The sequence below is a fragment of the uncultured Azohydromonas sp. genome (assembly GCF_937926365.1).
Classification (GTDB): Bacteria; Pseudomonadota; Gammaproteobacteria; order Burkholderiales; family Burkholderiaceae_C; genus Azohydromonas.
The window spans coordinates 1-16,116 of the sequence record NZ_CALAOH010000155.1 but is presented as its reverse complement, the minus strand read 5'-3'; the positions used below and the strand labels follow the sequence as shown (position 1 = coordinate 16,116).

The following is a 16,116-nucleotide window of genomic DNA, read 5'->3' as shown; positions in this document are numbered from 1 at the left end:
TCCATGCTCTGCGCGCGCGTGGTGCGCGGCGCGGCCTCCAGCGCGAAGGCGGTGATGCCGGCGGCGGCCAGGCGCTCCAGGCCTTCATGGTCGAAGGGGTTGAGCATCCCGACCAGCGTGGCGCCGCGCTTCATCAGCGCCAACTCGTCCGGATCGGGTGAGCGGACCTTGAGCACCAGATCGCAGCCCAGGGCCGCCTTCGCGTCCACCACCTCGGCACCAACGGCGCGGTAGGCCGCGTCGGGCGCGGCGGCGGCCACGCCGGCGCCGGACTGCACGAAGAGCTCATGCCCCTGGCTCCTGAGCTTCTTCGCGGTTTCGGGGGTGAGCGCGACGCGCGTCTCACCGGCCGCTGTTTCCAGCGGAATACCTATCAGCATGGATGTCCTCCTGATCTCCAAACTCGATGCGAAGCGGCTTGCAAGGACGGCCCATGCCGCGCCTGCCTTATTCGATATTTCGCTGCGTGCCCGCCCATGGCTGCGCCCGCGGAGTAAGTCCCAGCATGTGGACAAATTCACCGCCAGCGGCTTTCAAGCCTTTTGATCCGTGAACCAATACCTAGAATGCGACGTGGTCTAACCACGGCACTGTTGTTTGCCGAATGGGGTTTACCCTAGAATTTATTTCATCCCATCAAATTAACGGCGAGCTGACATCATGAAATCCACTGTGTCTACTTCGACGTCCTATCCGCGCACGCAAACGACCTCCCCGAACGCTGCCTGGAGCGAACTTTTCGCGGCCATGCCGATCGGCATCGTCTATCACGCCGTGCGCGAGCTGCTGCAGAAACGCAACCACAAGCGCCTGGTGCTGCAAGCCTTCAAGCGTTGATCAGCCCTCCCCGAACGGGACGATCCGCCTGATCAGCGGCGCGCCGTCGCTGATCAGGAACTCCTTGAACGCCTGCGCCACTGGCGGCAGGCGCTTCCCCTGGCGATGCACCACATACCAGTGGAGCATCAGCGGGAAACCTTGGACATCGAGCGCACACAGGCTGCCCGATGCCAGTTCGCGCGAGATCGTGTGCGCCGACAGGAAGCTCAGTCCCATGCCGGCCATCACGGCCTGCTTGATGGTCTCGGTGCTGCGGATCTCCATCGCGATGTTGAGGCCCGACAGGTCGCCGCCAAAGCCCTCCTGCATCGACTTCCACGTGTCCGAGCCGCGCTCGCGCACCAGGAAAGGCTGGCGCATGACCTCGCCCAGCTCCAGCCGCGAGCGCCCGACCAGCGGGTGCGCCGGCGGCGCGACGATCACGTAGGGGTGCGGCGCGAAGGCCTCGTGCACGGTATCGAGGTCCTGCGGGGGCCGCACCATCACCGCGAGGTCGGTCCGGTTCTCGGCGATGTGCGCGAGCAGCCCGTCCCGGTTGTGCACGGTGAAGTTGAGCTGCACCCCGGGGTGCCGGCCCACGAAGTCCACCAGCAGCCGGGGAAAGAAGTAGTCCCCCGCGCTGATCACGCCCACGTTGAGCTTGCCGCCCGAGACGCCGCTGAACTGCGCCATCGCGGTCTCCGCGGCTTCGAACTGCAGGATGATCGACCGGCTGATGTGCAGCAGCTCGGTGCCCGCGGGCGTGAGATAGACCCTCTTGCCGAACTGCTCGAACAGCGGATGCCCGGCGTGTTCCTCCAGCTTGCGCACCTGTATGGAGACGGCGGGCTGCGTCAGGTACAGCTCCTCGGCCGCGCGCGAGTAGCTCAGGTGCCGGGCCACCGACTCGAACACCTTGAGCTGCCTGAAGGTCGCGTGCTTCACGTTGCCGGTCCTGGTCAGCCGCCGTGCACCCTGGGTTGGCCTGCCCGGCTCAGGCCGCCAGCCGCTCCGTTTCGAGCAGCCGCACCTGACCGCGCAGCTCGCCCATGGTCCGGGCCAGCAGCTTGACCAGGCCGTGCACGGCGTCGATGTGCGGCGTCGGCGTGTTGGTCAGCCGCGCCAGTTCCACCACCGAGCCCACCAGCGCGTCGATCTCCGGCTCGCGCCCGGCCTCGACGTCCTGCAGCATCGAGGTCTTGTGCTTGCCCACCTTCTCGGCGCCGGCAATGCGCTTTTCCAGCGGCACGCGGAAGCTGATGCCCAGCTTGTGCGCCACCTCCTGGGCCTCTTGCATCATGGAAGCCGCCAGCCCGCGCGTCAGCGGGTAACGGCAGATGTCCTCCAGCGTCGAGTGCGTGAGGCTGCTGATCGGGTTGAAGCTCAGGTTGCCCCACAGCTTGAGCCAGATCTCGGCCCGGATGTTGTCGAGCACCGGCGCCTTGAAGCCGGCGTTCTCGAAGCAGCGCGCGATGGCCTGCACGCGCGGCGTGGTCGTGCCGTCGAGCTCGCCCAGCGGGAAGCGGTCGCCCTCGACATGTCGGATCACGCCCGGCGCCACCAGCTCCGACGCCGGATAGACCACGCAGCCGATGACGCGCTCGGCCGGGATGCCCGCCAGGATCGCGCCCTGGGGATCGACGCTGGTCACGCGCGTGCCCTCGAACCGGCCGCCGTGGCGCTGGAAGTACCAGTAGGGGATGCCGTTCTGCATCGTGACGATCGCGGTTTCGGGGCCGAGCAGCTTGGGCAGCTCGGCGACCACGGGCTCCACCTGGTGGGCCTTCATCGCCAGGATCACCAGGTCCTGCGGCCCGGCCTGGGCGTAGTCGTCGGTGGCCCGCACGCTGTTGGCCGTGTGCTCCCAGCCGTCGGCGGTGACCAGCTTGATGCCGCGCTCGCGGATGGCCTCCAGGTTGCGGCCGCGCACGATGAAGGTGACGTCCTCGCCCGCGAGGGCCAGCTTGGCGCCGACCAGGCCGCCGATCGCGCCGGCGCCAATGATTGCGATCTTCATGAACAAGCTCCTGTGGTTGGAATCTGGGGCCCGGCTTCAGCCCAGGCGGTTGCCGAGTCGGCCGATGCCCTCGATCTCGACTTCGACCAGGCTGCCGGGCTTCATGGAGCCCACGCCCACCGAGGTGCCGCACAGGATCACGTCGCCGGGCAGCAGGGTCATGTCCTGCGAGATCAGGCTCACCAGGCGCGGCACGGGGAAGGTCATGTCGCTGATGGGGTAGTCCTGGCGCACCTGGCCGTCGAGCAGCGTGCGCACGCGCAGCGACTGCGGATCCAGCCCGGTGGCGATGGCCGGCCCCATGGGGCAGAAGGTGTCGAAGCCCTTGGCGCGCGTCCATTGGGCGAAGGAGGCGTCGCGGTTGAGGATCTCGGCCTGCGTCACGTCGTTGGCGCAGGTGTAGCCAAAGACGGCCTCCAGGGCCTGCGCCTCGCTGGCGCCGCTGCAGCGGCGGCCGATGACGATGCCCAGCTCGCCCTCGAACACCACCTTGCCGCCGCAGCGCGGCACGGCGATGGGCTCCCCGTGCGCCGACCACGAGTTGGGCGACTTCAGCAGGTACAGCGGCTCCTCGGGCAGCCCCAGGCCGAGCTTGGCCCGCAGCGCGCCGAAGTTGTTCCACATGGCGACCACCTTGCTCGGCTGCGTGGGCGCGAGCAGGCGCACGTCGGCCAGCGCGAAGCTGCGCCCGGTGGGTTCGTGGCGGGTGAACAGGTCGCCGGCGTGCTCGTGCACGCGCTCGCCGTCGAGCCGGCCGAAGCCCGGGCGGCCGTCGAGTTCGTAGCGGATCCAGAGGGTGTGCATGAAGGCTCCTCGCAGCTCGGTTCGGATTCAGTCGAAAGGCAGGTAGGCGGGCTGTACGGCCGCGGCGACGAGCTCGCCCATCGCGCCGGGATCGCGCGTGACGCTCGCGTTCTTGGGCCGCACACCCAGGCCGGGCCTGAACATCACGACGGGCTTGCGCATCCACTGTTCGATCCAGTGCGCGCACTCGGTGTCCGCATCGGCGCCCAGGCTGCCGGCCACGAGCACGGCATCCGTGCCGGGATCGGCTTCGAACAGGCGCAGCAGCTCCACGGGCCGCAGGCCGGCCACTTCTTCGGCGCCGCCGTGGCCCAGCGCCACCACCGTGGACTCGCCGAGCCCGTAGGTGGCGAGCTGGGTGGCCGCCAGGCTGATCAGGATGGGCGAGCTGGACAGCACGCCGATGCGCCCGCGCTGCAGGCCGTGGCCGGGAATCGCGCCGAGGTGGATCTCCCCCGGCGTGACCACGCCGCTGCAGCCGGCCAGCAGCCGCGTGGAGCTGCCACGGAGCCGGTGCTGCACGCGCCGCAGGTCCGGCGCCGGAACGCCCTCGGTCATGCACAGCACCAGGCCGATGCCGGCCTCCACGGCCTCCTCGATCGCGCCGGCGGCATGGGCCGGCGGCACGCAGATCACCGAGACGGTGGCCGCGGCCCAGGCCTTGGCCTCGCGCACGCTGTTGAACAGCGGCAGCCCGTCGGGCAGGTGCTCGGTCGGATCGCCGTAGGCCACGCCGGCGTGGAAGCGGGAGCGGCCCGCGCTGCCGCCGGCGCGCCAGGCGGCGCTGCAGCCCGGCCCGGAGCCGTCGTCGCCGCCCTGCAGGATCACGCGGCTGTGCTTGTTGACGAGGATGGCCATCGCGGCACCGCCTTCTCAGATGCCGAGCTCGCAACCGGTCAGCTTGGACCAGTCGCACGGGGGGAGCGCGCAGCGCTTGTGCCGCTGCATGCACTCCTGGATCGCCCGGGCCAGGAAGTCCGCCTCGTAGGCGGTCAGCAGGTGCGGCTGGCGGGTCTGGAGGTAGTGGCGGATGCGGGTGTCCGCATCCGCGCTGTGGCGCAGCAGGCCGGCATAGGTTTCGGTATCCCAGAACCAGCGCAGGCCCAGCTCGTAAAACGCCGCGTTGTAAGCATTGCGCTCGATTTCCTCGGTCCGGAATTCCGGCGGCAAGTCATTGAACATGGCCTTCTCCTTGACAGTATCGGGATGGACGAAACCACTGTAGGGAGCTGCGTGGATATAGGACAGTTAATTGTTTTTGGTTTGACGATAAATGGGCGTTTATGGTTTTATGCGCGTGACGGAGCCTGAATGTCCAACGCAGCAGGACATTCACGGACAAATCAGGGGCAAGGAAAGCTGTTGGTGCCGTCGAGGCCCGGATGCAAATAAACCTCGTCATTCCCGCGCAGGCTCTGCGCGGGAATGACGGCGTAGCCCGCGTGGCGTGTCAGCTCGCGGCCAAGCTTCAAATCGCCCCGTCGGCCCTCAGCACCTCGAGGTCGTGGGCGTCGTAGCCCAGTTCCCTGAGCACCTCCTCGGTGTGCTCGCCCAGCAGCGGCGCGCGCAGGACCTCGGTCGGGCTGTCGGAGAGCTTGATCGGGTTGCCCACCGTGAGGTGCTTGCCGCGCGTGGGGTGATCCACCTCCACCACCGTGCCGCTCTTGCGCAGCCACGGGTCCTGGGCGATCTCCTTCATCGACAGGATGGGGCCGCAGGGGATGTCGTACTCGTTGAGGATCTCCATGGCCTCGAACTTGGTCTTGGTCATGGTCCACTGTTCGATGCGCGCGAAGATGGGCTTGAGGTGCAGCAGCCGCGCCTGCGGCGTCGCGTAGGCCTCGTCGGTGATCCAGCCCTCCTCGCCGATCACCTTGCACACCGACGGCCACACCGCGGCCTGCGTGATGAAGTAGATGTAGGCGTTGGGGTCGGTTTCCCAGCCCTTGCAGCGCAGGATCCAGCCCGGCTGCCCGCCGCCCGAGGCGTTGCCGGCGCGCGGCACGGCATCGCCGAACTTGCCGTCCGGGTACTGCGGGTACTCGTGCAGCGAGCCGGTGCGCTCCAGGCGCTGCTGGTCGCGCAACTTCACGCGGCACAGGTTGAGCACGGCGTCTTGCATGGGAGCCAGCACCTTCTGGCCGCGCCCGCTGTGCGTGCGCTGGTACAGCGCGGCGAGGATGCCCAGCGCCAGGTGCAGCCCGGTGCCGCTGTCGCCGATCTGCGCGCCGCTCACCACCGGCGGGCCGTCCTCGAAACCCGTGGTCGAGGCCGCGCCGCCAGCGCACTGCGCCACGTTCTCGTAGACCTTGCAATCTTCGTAGCGGCCCGGGCCGAAGCCCTTGACCGAGGCGACGATCATGCGCGGGTTGAGCTGATGGATGTGCTCCCAGCTCAGTCCCATGCGCTCCATCGCGCCGGGCGCGAAGTTCTCGACCAGCACGTCGCACTGCTTGATCAGCGTCTCCAGCACCTGCTTGCCCCTGGGCTTCTTGGTGTTGAGCGTCACCGAGCGCTTGTTGTGGTTGAGCATCGTGAAGTAGAGGCTGTCCACGCCCGGGATGTCGCGCAGCTGGCCGCGCGTGGCGTCGCCCTCGCCGGGGCGCTCCACCTTGATCACGTCGGCGCCCAGCCAAGCCAGGAGCTGGGTGCAGGTGGGCCCCGACTGGACATGCGTGAAGTCCAGGATGCGGACGCCGCTCAAAGCCTTGCTCATGTGTGACCCCTGTTGATGCATCGATCGGTGGTGCGCGTGCGTCGCGCTCAGGCGGTGCCGCTGGGCTGTGCCAGGCGGGCTTCCAGCTCGGTGATGCGCTTGCGCAGCGCGCGCTCGTCCTGGAAGCGCGAGGTCTCGTCGCGGATGATGGCGCCCACGCCTTCGACCTGGCCCTGCGGTCCCTTGAGCAGCGCCACCGTGAAGGCGATGGACAGCGTGTGGCCGTCCTTGTGCAGCGCCGGCACGCGCAGCAAGGTGGTGCCGTAGCGCGTCTGCCCGCTGCTCATCGTCTTCTCGTAGCCGTCCCAGTGGCGGCCGCGCTGGCGCTCGGGAATGATGATGTCGAGCGACCGGCCCAGCGCCTCGGCCTCGCTGAAGCCGAAGATGCGCGTGGCCGCCGCGTTCCACAGGACGATGTCGCCCTTGCCGTCCGTGACGACCACCGCGTCACCCATGGACCGAACCAGCTGTTCGAAATCGACCGCGGACATGGCCTCTCCTTCAATGCTCAAGCCACGCCGGCGGCGTGGAGGGTGGTGGCGACGCTGCCGGCGTGCCGGCTCGGCGTGAAGTTGATGACGCAGCTATTGCCCAGAGATCTCGTCATCGTCACGCTCCTGTGCTGTGAATGGACGGCTGTCCAACCAACTTGGGAGCTATGGTAGAAATCCGCTCTTCTTTTCGCCGTTGACTGCGGTCAAGCGGTCCCATCAGTAAATACCCCAGGGTGGTAAGCAGTGACTGCTCTGACTTCCTCCGTAGAGAACCACCGGCAGCGCAACGTCATCCACGTGCAGCTCAGGCAGAACATCGTGCTCAAGGAGATGAGCGACGTTGAGCGCGACGAGCTGGAGGCGATGCTCGAAGTGCGCGACTTCGCCAAGGGCGACTACCTGCTGCACCAGGGCGTGCACGAGATGGAGCAGTATTTCATCCTCGACGGCGTGCTCAAGCGCGTGGTCACGAACGCCGATGCCAAGGAGATGATCCTGCGCTTCGCGGGCCAGAACGACATCGAGACCAGCTACGCCGCGTGGCGGCTGAACACGCCCACGCCCTACAGCATCGTCGGCGTGAACAAGGGGCGCGTGGCCAAGCTGCCGATGCCCAAGTGGGTCGAGTTCATGGACCGGCACCCGAAGTTCAAGGCGGTGTTCGAGTACCACGTGATGCGCATCATGAGCGAGATCATGGCGCACACGATCACGCTGCACCTGCTCGACGCGCCCGGCCGCGTGCATCGTTTCATGCGCAAGCATCCCGAGGTCAGCGAGCAGATCCCGCGCAAGGAGCTGGCCGCGCACCTGAACCTCACGGCCGAGACGCTGAGCCGGCTCAAGCAGCGCGGCAAGATCTGACCGCCTAGCGCGCCCCGATGCCGTACCTGCGCAGCCGCTGCGCGATGGCCGAGTGCGAGGCCCCGAGCCGCTCGGCCAGCTTGCGCGTGGACGGGAACTGCGGATACAGCCGCTCCAGCAGCGCCTTTTCGTAGCCGGCCACCGCCTCTTCCAGCGTGCCGACGGCCTCCAGCGCCGGCGCGCCGGGGTCGGCTCCGGCGCCGGCCAGCTCCAGGTCGCCCACGTCGATCACCGCGGCCTCGCTCATGGTCACGGCGCGGAAGATCACGTTCTGCAGCTGGCGCAGGTTGCCGGGCCAGGGATTGGCCAGCAGCGCGGCGCGCGCGGCCGGCGTCAGCCGCGCCGTGGGCCGCCCGGTCTGGGCGCAGGCGCGGGCCACGAACACCTCGGCCAGCGGCACGATGTCCTCCCTGCGCTCGCGCAGCGGCGGCACCTGCAGGTGCAGCACGTCCAGGCGGAAGAGCAGGTCCTGCCTGAAGTTGCCCGCGGCAACCATCTGCTCCAGCGCCCGGTGCGTGGCGCTGATGATGCGCACGTCGGCCTTGAGCTCGCGGTCCCCGCCGACGCGCCGGAAGCTGCCGTCGTTGAGGAAGCGCAGCAGCTTGGCCTGCAGGTAGGGCGACATCTCGCCCACCTCGTCCAGGAACACGGTCCCGCCGTCGGCCAGCTCCAGCAGCCCGGGCTTGCCGCTGCGCAGCGCGCCGGTGAAGGCCCCCGGCGCATAGCCGAACAGCTCGCTCTCGGCCAGGCTCTCGGGCAGCGCCGCGCAGTTGAGCGCGAAGAAGGGCTCGCCGCGCCGCCGGCTGCCGGCGTGGCAGGCATGCGCCAGCAGCTCCTTGCCGGTGCCCGTCTCGCCATGGATGAGCAGTGGCGCGTCCACCTGGGCCATGCGCGTTGCGCGCTGCTTGAGTTGCCGGATGGCCGGCGACTCGCCGAGGATGGACTCGAAGCCGCCGGCACTGTAGTTCTGCAGCGCGCTCAGCCGCTCGCCGATGCGGTGCGGCGCGTGCAGCGTCAGCACCGCGCCGGCCACCGAGCCGCCGGGCTCGTGCAGCGCCACGCTGTCGCACATGAACGGCTGCCCGGCGATGTGCACCTCGCTGGGCGCCAGCCGGTAGCCCTTGGCCAGCAGCGTCTCGACCAGCGCCGCATCGCCGATGAGCTCCTTCAGCGACAGCCCGATCAGGCGCTGCTCCGGCAGCCCGCTGGCGGCCACCGCCGCCGCATTGGCCACCACGATCACGCCTTCGGCATCGACCGCCAGCACCGGGTCCTGCTGCGAGGCCAGCAAGGCGTCCAGGTACAGCCGCCGGCGCACGCCGGGCAGCATGGCCAGCGCCTCCACCGTCTCGACGCCCGCCACCTCCAGCAGCTCGCGGCGCAGCTGTTCCAGCCCCGCGGCGTCCAGCGCCGGCGCCTCGATGTAGAGGTGCGGCGGCTCCACCTCCACCGCCGACACGTCCAGCGAGCGCTGCGCCAGCTTGAACAGGATTTCCTGGGCAATGCCGACCCGGTCGGCGAAGGAAACATCAATGCGCATGATCCAGAACGTATTGAACTCGATACAGTGTATTGAATTCGCTACGAAGCGCCCAAGCGCTTGTTGTTAAAGGGATTTCGTTCAGCGGTGCATGGTTCGAGGAAGTGCGCTGTATCGATTGACGTACAGTTTCAGCCCCCAATTCGTGGCCTGAGATCGCAACCCGTTGATTTCATTGGGTTTTCTGGCTTGGCACGGCCATTGCGATGGAGAGCGCAACGCGTCCCGTGGGGACGCCTTTCTCTCTCTTCAGGACGAACGGCCATGCGTGTGTTGGTGTTGGGCAGCGGTGTGATCGGGACCTCGGTGGCGTATTACCTCAGCCGCTGCGGCCATGAGGTGACGGTGGTGGACCGGCAGCCCGGAGCGGCGCTGGAAACCAGCTTCGCCAATGCCGGCGAGGTGTCGCCCGGCTACTCGTCGCCGTGGGCGGGCCCGGGCGTGCCGCTCAAGGCGATCAAGTGGTTGCTGATGCACCACCGTCCGCTCGTCATCAAGCCTTCGCTGGACCCGGCGCTGTGGCGCTGGATGCTGGCCATGCTGCGCAACTGCACCGAGGACGCCTACCGCCTCAACAAGAGCCGCATGGTGCGCCTGGCCGAGTACAGCCGCGACTGCCTGCGCGCGCTGCGGGCGGAAACCGGCATCCAGTACGACGACCGCGCCCAGGGCACGCTGCAGCTGTTCCGCACGCAGAAGCAGCTCGATGCCACCGCCTCCGACATCGAGATCCTCAAGCAGTACGGCGTGCCTTTCGAGCTGCTGGACCGCGCCGGCTTCGTGCAGGTCGAGCCCGGCCTGGCCGACACGCAGCACAAGTTCGTGGGCGCGCTGCGCCTGCCCGGCGACGAGACCGGCGACTGCTTCAAGTTCACGCAGGCGCTGGCGCGCATGGCCGAGGCGCAGGGCGCGCAATTCCGCTTCGGCGTGGACATTCGCGGCCTGGAGCGCAGCGGCCGCCGCATCACCGGCGTGCACACCGACGCCGGCGTGCTGCGCGCCGACCGCTACGTGGTGGCGCTGGGCAGCTACTCCACGCGGATGCTCAAGCCGCTGGGCATCGACGTGCCGGTCTATCCGGTCAAGGGCTACTCCATCACCGTGCCCATCACCGACGCCACCGGGGCGCCGGAATCCACCGTCATGGACGAGACGCACAAGGTCGCGGTGACGCGGCTGGGCGATCGCATCCGTGTCGGCGGCACGGCGCAGCTCTCGGGCTTCGACCTGGGCCTGGCCGAGGCGCGCCGGCGCACGCTGGAGTTCGTGGTCAGCGACCTGTTCCCGCGCGGCGGCGACGTGGCGCGCGCCGAGTTCTGGACCGGCTTGCGGCCGATGACGCCGGACGGCACGCCCATCGTCGGCGGCACCGACATCGACAACCTCTTCCTGAGCACCGGCCACGGCACGCTGGGCTGGACCATGGCCGCCGGCACCGGCCGCGTCATGGCCGACCTCATCAGCGGCCGCGAGCCCGAGATCAGCATGGACGGGCTGACCGTCGCGCGCTATGGGCGCGGCGCCCGGTCCGTGCACCTGCCGGCCACGCAGCCGGCACTGGCGCGCAAGGGCTGAGCCCTACCGCGCGCGCCGTGCCTCGTGCACGGGCGCGTTCGCGCGCGGCCAGGCGCGGCCGCCACCGGCCGCTTGGCCTGGCCCTGGGAGCGACCCGCCCATCCGGCTGGGCCTTCCTTCCGCTTCCACACAGACCAATAGAGGAGACATCCCGTGGAAACCATTACCGCCGTCGTCACGGCCATCAACGATTTCGTCTGGGGTCCGCCGATGCTGGTGCTGATCCTGGGCACCGGCCTGTTCCTGCAGCTGCGCCTGAAGCTCATGCCCATCCGCCGCATCGGCACCGGCTTCCTGATGGTCTGGCGCGGCCGGCGCCCGGCTGACGGCGCCGCGGGCGAGATCAGCCCCTACGCCGCGCTGATGACGGCGCTGGCGGCCACGGTGGGCATCGGCAACATCGCCGGCGTCGCCACGGCGATCGCCCTGGGCGGCCCCGGCGCCCTGTTCTGGATGTGGATGACGGCGCTGGTGGGCATGGCCACCAAGTACGCCGAGGTGCTGCTGGCGGTGCATTTCCGCGAGACCGACGACCACGGCGAGCAGGTCGGCGGGCCGATGTACGCCATCAAGAACGGCCTGGGCAAGCGCTGGCGCTGGCTGGGCACGGCCTTCGCCGTCTTCGGCGGGCTGGCCGGCTTCGGCATCGGCAACATGGTGCAGTCCAACAGCATCGCCGAGGTGATGTCGTCGAGCTTCGGCGTCTCGCCCTGGACCTCCGGCGTGGTGATGACGGTGCTCACCGGCTTCGTGCTGCTGGGCGGCGTCAAGCGCATCGGCGCGGTGGCCGAGAAGCTCGTGCCCTTCATGTGCGTGGGCTACGTGGTGGTGTCGCTGACGGTGCTGGGCTTGTATGCCGAGCAGATCCCGGCCGCCTTCGCGCTGATCTTCCACCACGCCTTCAACCCGACCGCGGCCACCGGCGGCTTCGCTGGCGCGGCGGTGATGATGGCGATGCGCTACGGCGTGGCGCGCGGCATCTTCTCCAACGAGGCGGGCCTGGGCACGGCCGGCATCGCGCAGGCCGCGGGCCGCTCGCGCCACGCCGCCGAGTCGGGCCTGGTCGGGATGATGGGCACCTTCATCGACACGCTCATCGTCTGCACGATGACCGGGCTGGTGCTCATCGTCACCGGCGCCTGGAACAGCGGGCTCAAGGGCGCGGTGCTGAGCTCCAGTGCCTTCGAAACCGCCCTGCCCGGCTTCGGTGCGCACTTCCTGGCCGTGGCGATCGTCGTCTTTGCCTACACGACCATCCTGGGCTGGGCCTACTACGGCGAGAAGTGCTGGGCGTACCTGGTCGGCACCTCGGCGGAGAAGCCGTACCGGCTGGTGTGGACGGCGTTCGTGCTGGTGGGCGCGGTGACGCACCTGGACTTCGTGTGGCTGGTGTCCGACACGCTCAACGCCTTCATGGCCTTCCCGAACCTGGTGTCGCTGGTGCTGCTGGCGCCGGTGGTGCGCAAGGTGACGCAGGAGTACTTCGAACGCCAGGGCGTGCCCGCGGGCTTCGTGGGCCGGGCCGCGGAGTCGGCACGATGAGCCGCCCCTTCTGGCAGGACACGGCCGGCGCGGTGCTGAGCATCGACCTGGGCGCCATTCGCGACAACTGGCGCCGGCTGCGCGAGCGCGTCGGCAGCGCCCGTTGCGCGGCGGTGCTGAAGGCCGACGCCTACGGCCTGGGCGCCGCCCGGGTGGCGCCGGTGCTGTCCGACGCCGGCTGCCGCGACTTCTTCGTGGCGCACCTGGACGAGGCGCTGGCATTGAAACCCGTGCTGCCGGCCGGCGCGAGGCTCATCGTGCTGCATGGCCCCACCCCGGGCGCCGAGGCCGAGTTCGTGGCCCAGGGCGTGCTGCCGGTGCTCAACAGCGCCGCGCAGATCGCTGCCTGGCGCGCGCTGGCGCAGCGGCTGGACCGCGAGCTGCCCGCCTTCGTGCAGGTGGACACCGGCATGGCGCGGCTGGGCCTGTCGGCCGAGGAGCTGCGTGCCGTGGCCGGCGACGCGCAGGGCCTGGCAGGCATCCGCGTGGCGGGCGTGATGAGCCACCTGGCCTGTGCCGAGGACCCGACGCACCCGGCCAACCGGGCGCAGCTGGAGCGCTTCCTGGCCGCGCGCCGGCTGCTGCCCGCCGCGCCGGCGAGCCTGGCCAATTCCTCCGGCATTTTCCTGGGCGAGGCCTACCACTTCGACCTGGTGCGCCCCGGGGCCGCGCTGTACGGCGTGGCGCCGGTGGCGGGTGCCGATAACCCGATGCGGCCGGTGGTGCGGCTGCAGGGCAAGGTGATCCAGACCCGCGAGATCGAGCCCGGCACGCCGGTGGGCTATGGCCACAGCTGGCACAGCGGGCGGCGGGCGCGCATCGCGACGGTGGCGGTGGGCTATGCCGACGGCTGGCTTCGTTCCCTGAGCAACCAAGGCTGCGCCTGGGTGGGCGACATGGCGCTGCCGCTGGTGGGCAAGGTGTCGATGGATACGATCACGCTGGACGCCAGCGCGTTGCCCGACGGGGCGCTGCGGCCCGGCAGCCTGGTCGAGCTGATCGGCGAGCGGCAGGGCGTGGACGCCGTGGCCGCGCAGGCGGGCACCATCGGCTACGAGGTCCTCACCAGCCTGGGCGCGCGCTATGCGCGGCGGTATGTGGGGGAGATAAAGGCCTGAGGAACGTGGCAATCCGTTCGTCCTGATGCTTCGATACCTCAGCACAGGGCGCGCCTTTGGCGCGTCGAAGGATGAACGGCCCCAGCCGCGCGGCAGGCCGCAGCGCCCGTTCGTGCTTCGATGCGCCCGCTGAGGTATCGAAGGGTCAGCACGAACGGGCTTTCAGCGTTCGGGAACTTGGTCGGACCCGTTTCAGTCCGAGCGGGCTCCCGGCGTTCGAGGGCGGCGCAGGTGGGGTGTTACGCCCCGGCCCACCTGCGGCACTGCGCCTGCGACGCGAACCACGCCGCGCCGCGCTCCAGGATGTCCGGCACCCAGTAAAGCGTTTCGATGCGTTGCCGCAACGTGGGCAGGCCATCGTCGCTGGGCGGCGCATCGTCGAAGCGCAGCACGATCTCCGGCATGCCCGGGTAGGGTCGGCGATCGCGCAACTTCAGCAGCTCCGCCGCGAGCATGGCGCGCAGCGCCGCCGGCCCGCCGCGCACGAGCAGGCGAATGCGTGACGCGCCGACGGCCCAGGCCGCGATCAGCATGCCTTCGAAGCAGCGGTGGGGGTTGCCCTCCAGCAGCGCGCGGTCGGCCAGGCCGGCCGGCCCGGCCGCGGCGGCGCTCACCTCCATCGCCCGCGGCGTGGGAGCGCCGTGCACGCGCTCCCACTCCACGGCGGCCGGCTCGTGCACGCCATGCAGCCCGCTGTCACCGACGCTTTGCAGCACCATGTCGGACTCGATCTCGCCCGCGATGCAACGCTTGAGGAGGCGGTAGCCCCCTCGGGCGAGATAGGCCGCATGGTCGATCGCGCCCTGCGGTGCAGGCGATTGAAGACGAACGACGGGGCGCATGGTCGTGTCTCCGCCGTGGGCCTCAGACCACGCCGACGGCGTGGAAGGTGGCGATCTTGTCGGCGTCGTAGCCCAGCTCGGCCAGCACCTCGTCGGTGTGCTCGCCCAGCAGCGGCGAGCCGGTGATCTCGGGCTGCAGGTCGGAGAACTTGATCGGGCTGCCCACCGTGAGGTACTTGCCGCGCTTCTTGTGCTCCACCTCCACGATGGAGCCGCTCTTGCGCAGGCTCTCGTCGTTGGCGATCTCCTTCATCGACAGCACCGGCGCGCAGGGGATGTCGAACTTGCGCAGGATGTCCACGGCCTCGTACTTGGTCTTGTCGGCAAGCCACTCCTCGATGGTCTTGAAGATCTCGAAGATGTGCGGCTGGCGCGCCTCGGGCGTCTTGTAGGCCGGGTCGTCGATCCACTCCGGGCGGCCCAGCGCGCGGCAGATCGGCGGCCAGGCGTGGTCCTGCACCGTGAAGTAGATGTAGGCGTTGGGGTCGGTCTCCCAGCCCTTGCACTTGAGCACCCAGCCCGGCTGCCCGCCGCCGCCGGCGTTGCCGCCGCGCGGCACCACGTCGGTGAAGGTGCCGTGCGGGTACTGCGGGTACTCCTTGAGGTAGCCCACGCGCTCCAGGCGCTGCTGGTCGCGCAGCTTCACGCGGCACAGGTTGAGCACGGCGTCCTGCATCGACACCGCGACCTTCTGCCCCTTGCCGGTCTGGTCACGCCCGCGCAGCGCGGTGAGGATGCCGATGGCCAGGTGCATGCCGGTGTTGGAGTCGCCCAGCGCGGCGGCGCTCACGGTGGGCGGGCCGTCCCAGAAGCCGGTGGTGGAGGCCGCGCCGCCGGCGCACTGCGCCACGTTCTCGTACACCTTGAGGTCCGAGTAGTGGTGCCCGTCGCTGAAGCCCTTCACGGACGCCAGGATCATCTTCGGGTTCAGCTCCAGGATGCGCTCCCAGGTGAAGCCCATGCGGTCCAGCGCGCCGGGGCCGAAGTTCTCCACCATCACGTCCGAGCAGCGGATGAGCTTTTCCAGCACTTCCTTGCCGTCGGGCGTCTTGGTGTCCAGCGTCAGCGAGCGCTTGTTGCTGTTGAGCATGGTGAAGTAGAGCGCGTCGGCGTCGGGGATGTCGCGCAACTGGTTGCGCGTGACATCGCCCGAGCCCGGGCGCTCGACCTTGATCACGTCGGCGCCGAACCACGCCAGCAGCTGCGTGCACGCAGGGCCGGCCTGCACGTGCGTGAAGTCGATGATGCGGATGCCGTCCAGAGGTTTCGTCATGATTCGCTCCTTGACTGGGTGTGCAGTGAGTTGTGAAGAGAAGCGGCTTACTTCTTGGTCGCCGCGCGGGTCGGATTCAGGTTGGTGATGCGGCCGCTCTCGGTGCCGGCCGTCTCGTCGATGACGGCGTTGATCAGCGTGGGCCGGCCGGAGGCCACGGCCTCGCGCATGGCGCGGCCCAGCTCGTCGGGTGTGGCCACGGTGACGCCGTGGCCGCCGAAGGCGGTCATCATCAAGTCGTAGCGGGCGTTCTTGACGAACACCGTGGGCGCCGGGTCGCTGCCGCCGGACTGGTTCACGTCCGTGCCCTTGTAGACACCGTTGTTGTTGAAGACAACGATGCACACCGGCAGCTCGTAGCGGCAGATGGTCTCGACCTCCATGCCGCTGAAGCCGAAGGCGCTGTCGCCCTCGATGGCGATGACGGGCTTGCCGGTGGTCACCGCCGCCGCGACGGCGAAGCCCATGCCGATGCCCATCACGCCCCAGGTGCCGACGTCCAGGCGCTTGCG

The 16,116-nt window shown here is 69.2% G+C and carries 17 protein-coding genes and 1 pseudogene; 6 read left to right on the top strand and 12 right to left on the bottom strand.

Translation table 11 applies throughout. The features are described from left to right. Positions 1-380, bottom strand: a pseudogene (locus Q0741_RS16650) (NAD(P)(+) transhydrogenase (Re/Si-specific) subunit alpha); the annotation flags it as partial. Here Q0741_RS16650 and Q0741_RS16645 point away from each other — a divergent pair. Beyond that, positions 379-546 carry a hypothetical protein gene (locus Q0741_RS16645; protein ID WP_298234317.1) on the top strand — a complete coding sequence of 56 codons (168 nt, stop codon included), beginning with the start codon at positions 379-381 and terminating at the stop codon, positions 544-546. The pseudogene Q0741_RS16650 and the gene Q0741_RS16645 sit on opposite strands and share 2 nt — an antisense overlap. Before the next feature lie 114 nt (positions 547-660). Next, positions 661-837, top strand: coding sequence for a hypothetical protein (locus Q0741_RS16640; protein WP_298234316.1), 177 nt, complete (start codon positions 661-663; stop codon positions 835-837). On the opposite strand, the gene Q0741_RS16635 is transcribed toward Q0741_RS16640, so the two are convergent. From Q0741_RS16635 to Q0741_RS16605, 7 genes are all read right to left on the bottom strand, one after another. Next, positions 838-1,764 (bottom strand): LysR family transcriptional regulator, encoded by a 927-nt coding sequence (locus Q0741_RS16635; protein WP_298234315.1) that lies wholly within the window; start codon positions 1,762-1,764, stop codon positions 838-840. It lies immediately after the preceding gene. A 49-nt stretch (positions 1,765-1,813) separates the two neighbouring features. After that, positions 1,814-2,836 (bottom strand): 2-dehydropantoate 2-reductase, encoded by a 1,023-nt coding sequence (locus Q0741_RS16630; RefSeq protein ID WP_298234314.1) that lies wholly within the window; start codon positions 2,834-2,836, stop codon positions 1,814-1,816. Positions 2,837-2,872: 36 nt separating this feature from the next. Continuing rightward, a complete protein-coding gene (locus Q0741_RS16625; RefSeq protein WP_298234313.1) occupies positions 2,873-3,640 on the bottom strand; it encodes a fumarylacetoacetate hydrolase family protein in 768 nt (255 codons plus the stop codon). Positions 3,641-3,667: 27 nt separating this feature from the next. Beyond that, positions 3,668-4,498, bottom strand: coding sequence for a succinate--CoA ligase subunit alpha (locus Q0741_RS16620; RefSeq protein ID WP_298234312.1), 831 nt, complete (start codon positions 4,496-4,498; stop codon positions 3,668-3,670). A 15-nt stretch (positions 4,499-4,513) separates the two neighbouring features. Then, positions 4,514-4,822 (bottom strand): hypothetical protein, encoded by a 309-nt coding sequence (locus Q0741_RS16615; protein WP_298234311.1) that lies wholly within the window; start codon positions 4,820-4,822, stop codon positions 4,514-4,516. A gap of 286 nt (positions 4,823-5,108) precedes the next feature. Continuing rightward, entirely contained in the window at positions 5,109-6,356 is a 1,248-nt protein-coding gene (frc, locus tag Q0741_RS16610; protein ID WP_298234310.1) for a formyl-CoA transferase, read from the bottom strand. Between the two features lie 47 nt (positions 6,357-6,403). Beyond that, entirely contained in the window at positions 6,404-6,847 is a 444-nt protein-coding gene (locus Q0741_RS16605) for a PAS domain S-box protein (RefSeq protein WP_298234309.1), read from the bottom strand. Positions 6,848-7,093: 246 nt separating this feature from the next. On the opposite strand from Q0741_RS16605, the gene Q0741_RS16600 reads away from it, so the two are divergent. Continuing rightward, positions 7,094-7,714, top strand: a complete 621-nt coding sequence (locus Q0741_RS16600) for a Crp/Fnr family transcriptional regulator (protein WP_298234308.1) — start codon at positions 7,094-7,096, stop codon at positions 7,712-7,714. A 4-nt stretch (positions 7,715-7,718) separates the two neighbouring features. Here Q0741_RS16600 and Q0741_RS16595 read toward each other — a convergent pair whose 3' ends face one another. After that, positions 7,719-9,254 carry a sigma 54-interacting transcriptional regulator gene (locus tag Q0741_RS16595; RefSeq protein ID WP_298234307.1) on the bottom strand — a complete coding sequence of 512 codons (1,536 nt, stop codon included), beginning with the start codon at positions 9,252-9,254 and terminating at the stop codon, positions 7,719-7,721. A 264-nt stretch (positions 9,255-9,518) separates the two neighbouring features. Between Q0741_RS16595 and Q0741_RS16590 the strand changes: the two genes are divergently transcribed. The 3 genes from Q0741_RS16590 (at position 9,519) to alr (ending at position 13,489) form a co-directional block, all read left to right on the top strand. Further along, a complete protein-coding gene (locus Q0741_RS16590; protein WP_298234306.1) occupies positions 9,519-10,829 on the top strand; it encodes a D-amino acid dehydrogenase in 1,311 nt (436 codons plus the stop codon). Positions 10,830-10,982: 153 nt separating this feature from the next. Then, a complete protein-coding gene (locus Q0741_RS16585; RefSeq protein WP_367184127.1) occupies positions 10,983-12,371 on the top strand; it encodes an alanine/glycine:cation symporter family protein in 1,389 nt (462 codons plus the stop codon). Continuing rightward, positions 12,368-13,489, top strand: coding sequence for an alanine racemase (gene alr, locus Q0741_RS16580; RefSeq protein WP_298234305.1), 1,122 nt, complete (start codon positions 12,368-12,370; stop codon positions 13,487-13,489). Before Q0741_RS16585 ends, alr begins: the two co-directional genes overlap by 4 nt. Positions 13,490-13,728: 239 nt before the next feature. Here alr and Q0741_RS16575 read toward each other — a convergent pair whose 3' ends face one another. The 3 genes from Q0741_RS16575 to Q0741_RS16565 all read right to left on the bottom strand — a co-directional run. After that, positions 13,729-14,331: a hypothetical protein gene (locus tag Q0741_RS16575; protein WP_298234304.1), complete on the bottom strand. Its 603-nt coding sequence runs from the start codon at positions 14,329-14,331 to the stop codon at positions 13,729-13,731. Positions 14,332-14,353: 22 nt separating this feature from the next. After that, positions 14,354-15,604 carry a formyl-CoA transferase gene (frc, locus tag Q0741_RS16570; protein WP_298234303.1) on the bottom strand — a complete coding sequence of 417 codons (1,251 nt, stop codon included), beginning with the start codon at positions 15,602-15,604 and terminating at the stop codon, positions 14,354-14,356. 47 nt (positions 15,605-15,651) lie between these two features. Beyond that, the coding region (locus Q0741_RS16565; protein ID WP_298234302.1) for a thiamine pyrophosphate-dependent enzyme at positions 15,652-16,116 on the bottom strand (465 nt) is incomplete at its 5' end.

Bases quoted from the DNA above. Each gene is read 5' to 3' on its own strand.
- Q0741_RS16645 (WP_298234317.1), top strand. From the start codon at position 379: ATGGATGTCCTCCTGATCTCCAAACTCGATGCGAAGCGGCTTGCAAGG.
- Q0741_RS16640 (WP_298234316.1), top strand. From the start codon at position 661: ATGAAATCCACTGTGTCTACTTCGACGTCCTATCCGCGCACGCAAACG.
- Q0741_RS16630 (WP_298234314.1), bottom strand. From the start codon at position 2,836: ATGAAGATCGCAATCATTGGCGCCGGCGCGATCGGCGGCCTGGTCGGC.
- Q0741_RS16625 (WP_298234313.1), bottom strand. From the start codon at position 3,640: ATGCACACCCTCTGGATCCGCTACGAACTCGACGGCCGCCCGGGCTTC.
- Q0741_RS16620 (WP_298234312.1), bottom strand. From the start codon at position 4,498: ATGGCCATCCTCGTCAACAAGCACAGCCGCGTGATCCTGCAGGGCGGC.
- Q0741_RS16615 (WP_298234311.1), bottom strand. From the start codon at position 4,822: ATGTTCAATGACTTGCCGCCGGAATTCCGGACCGAGGAAATCGAGCGC.
- frc (WP_298234310.1), bottom strand. From the start codon at position 6,356: ATGAGCAAGGCTTTGAGCGGCGTCCGCATCCTGGACTTCACGCATGTC.
- Q0741_RS16605 (WP_298234309.1), bottom strand. From the start codon at position 6,847: ATGTCCGCGGTCGATTTCGAACAGCTGGTTCGGTCCATGGGTGACGCG.
- Q0741_RS16595 (WP_298234307.1), bottom strand. From the start codon at position 9,254: ATGCGCATTGATGTTTCCTTCGCCGACCGGGTCGGCATTGCCCAGGAA.
- Q0741_RS16590 (WP_298234306.1), top strand. From the start codon at position 9,519: ATGCGTGTGTTGGTGTTGGGCAGCGGTGTGATCGGGACCTCGGTGGCG.
- alr (WP_298234305.1), top strand. From the start codon at position 12,368: ATGAGCCGCCCCTTCTGGCAGGACACGGCCGGCGCGGTGCTGAGCATC.
- Q0741_RS16575 (WP_298234304.1), bottom strand. From the start codon at position 14,331: ATGCGCCCCGTCGTTCGTCTTCAATCGCCTGCACCGCAGGGCGCGATC.
- frc (WP_298234303.1), bottom strand. From the start codon at position 15,604: ATGACGAAACCTCTGGACGGCATCCGCATCATCGACTTCACGCACGTG.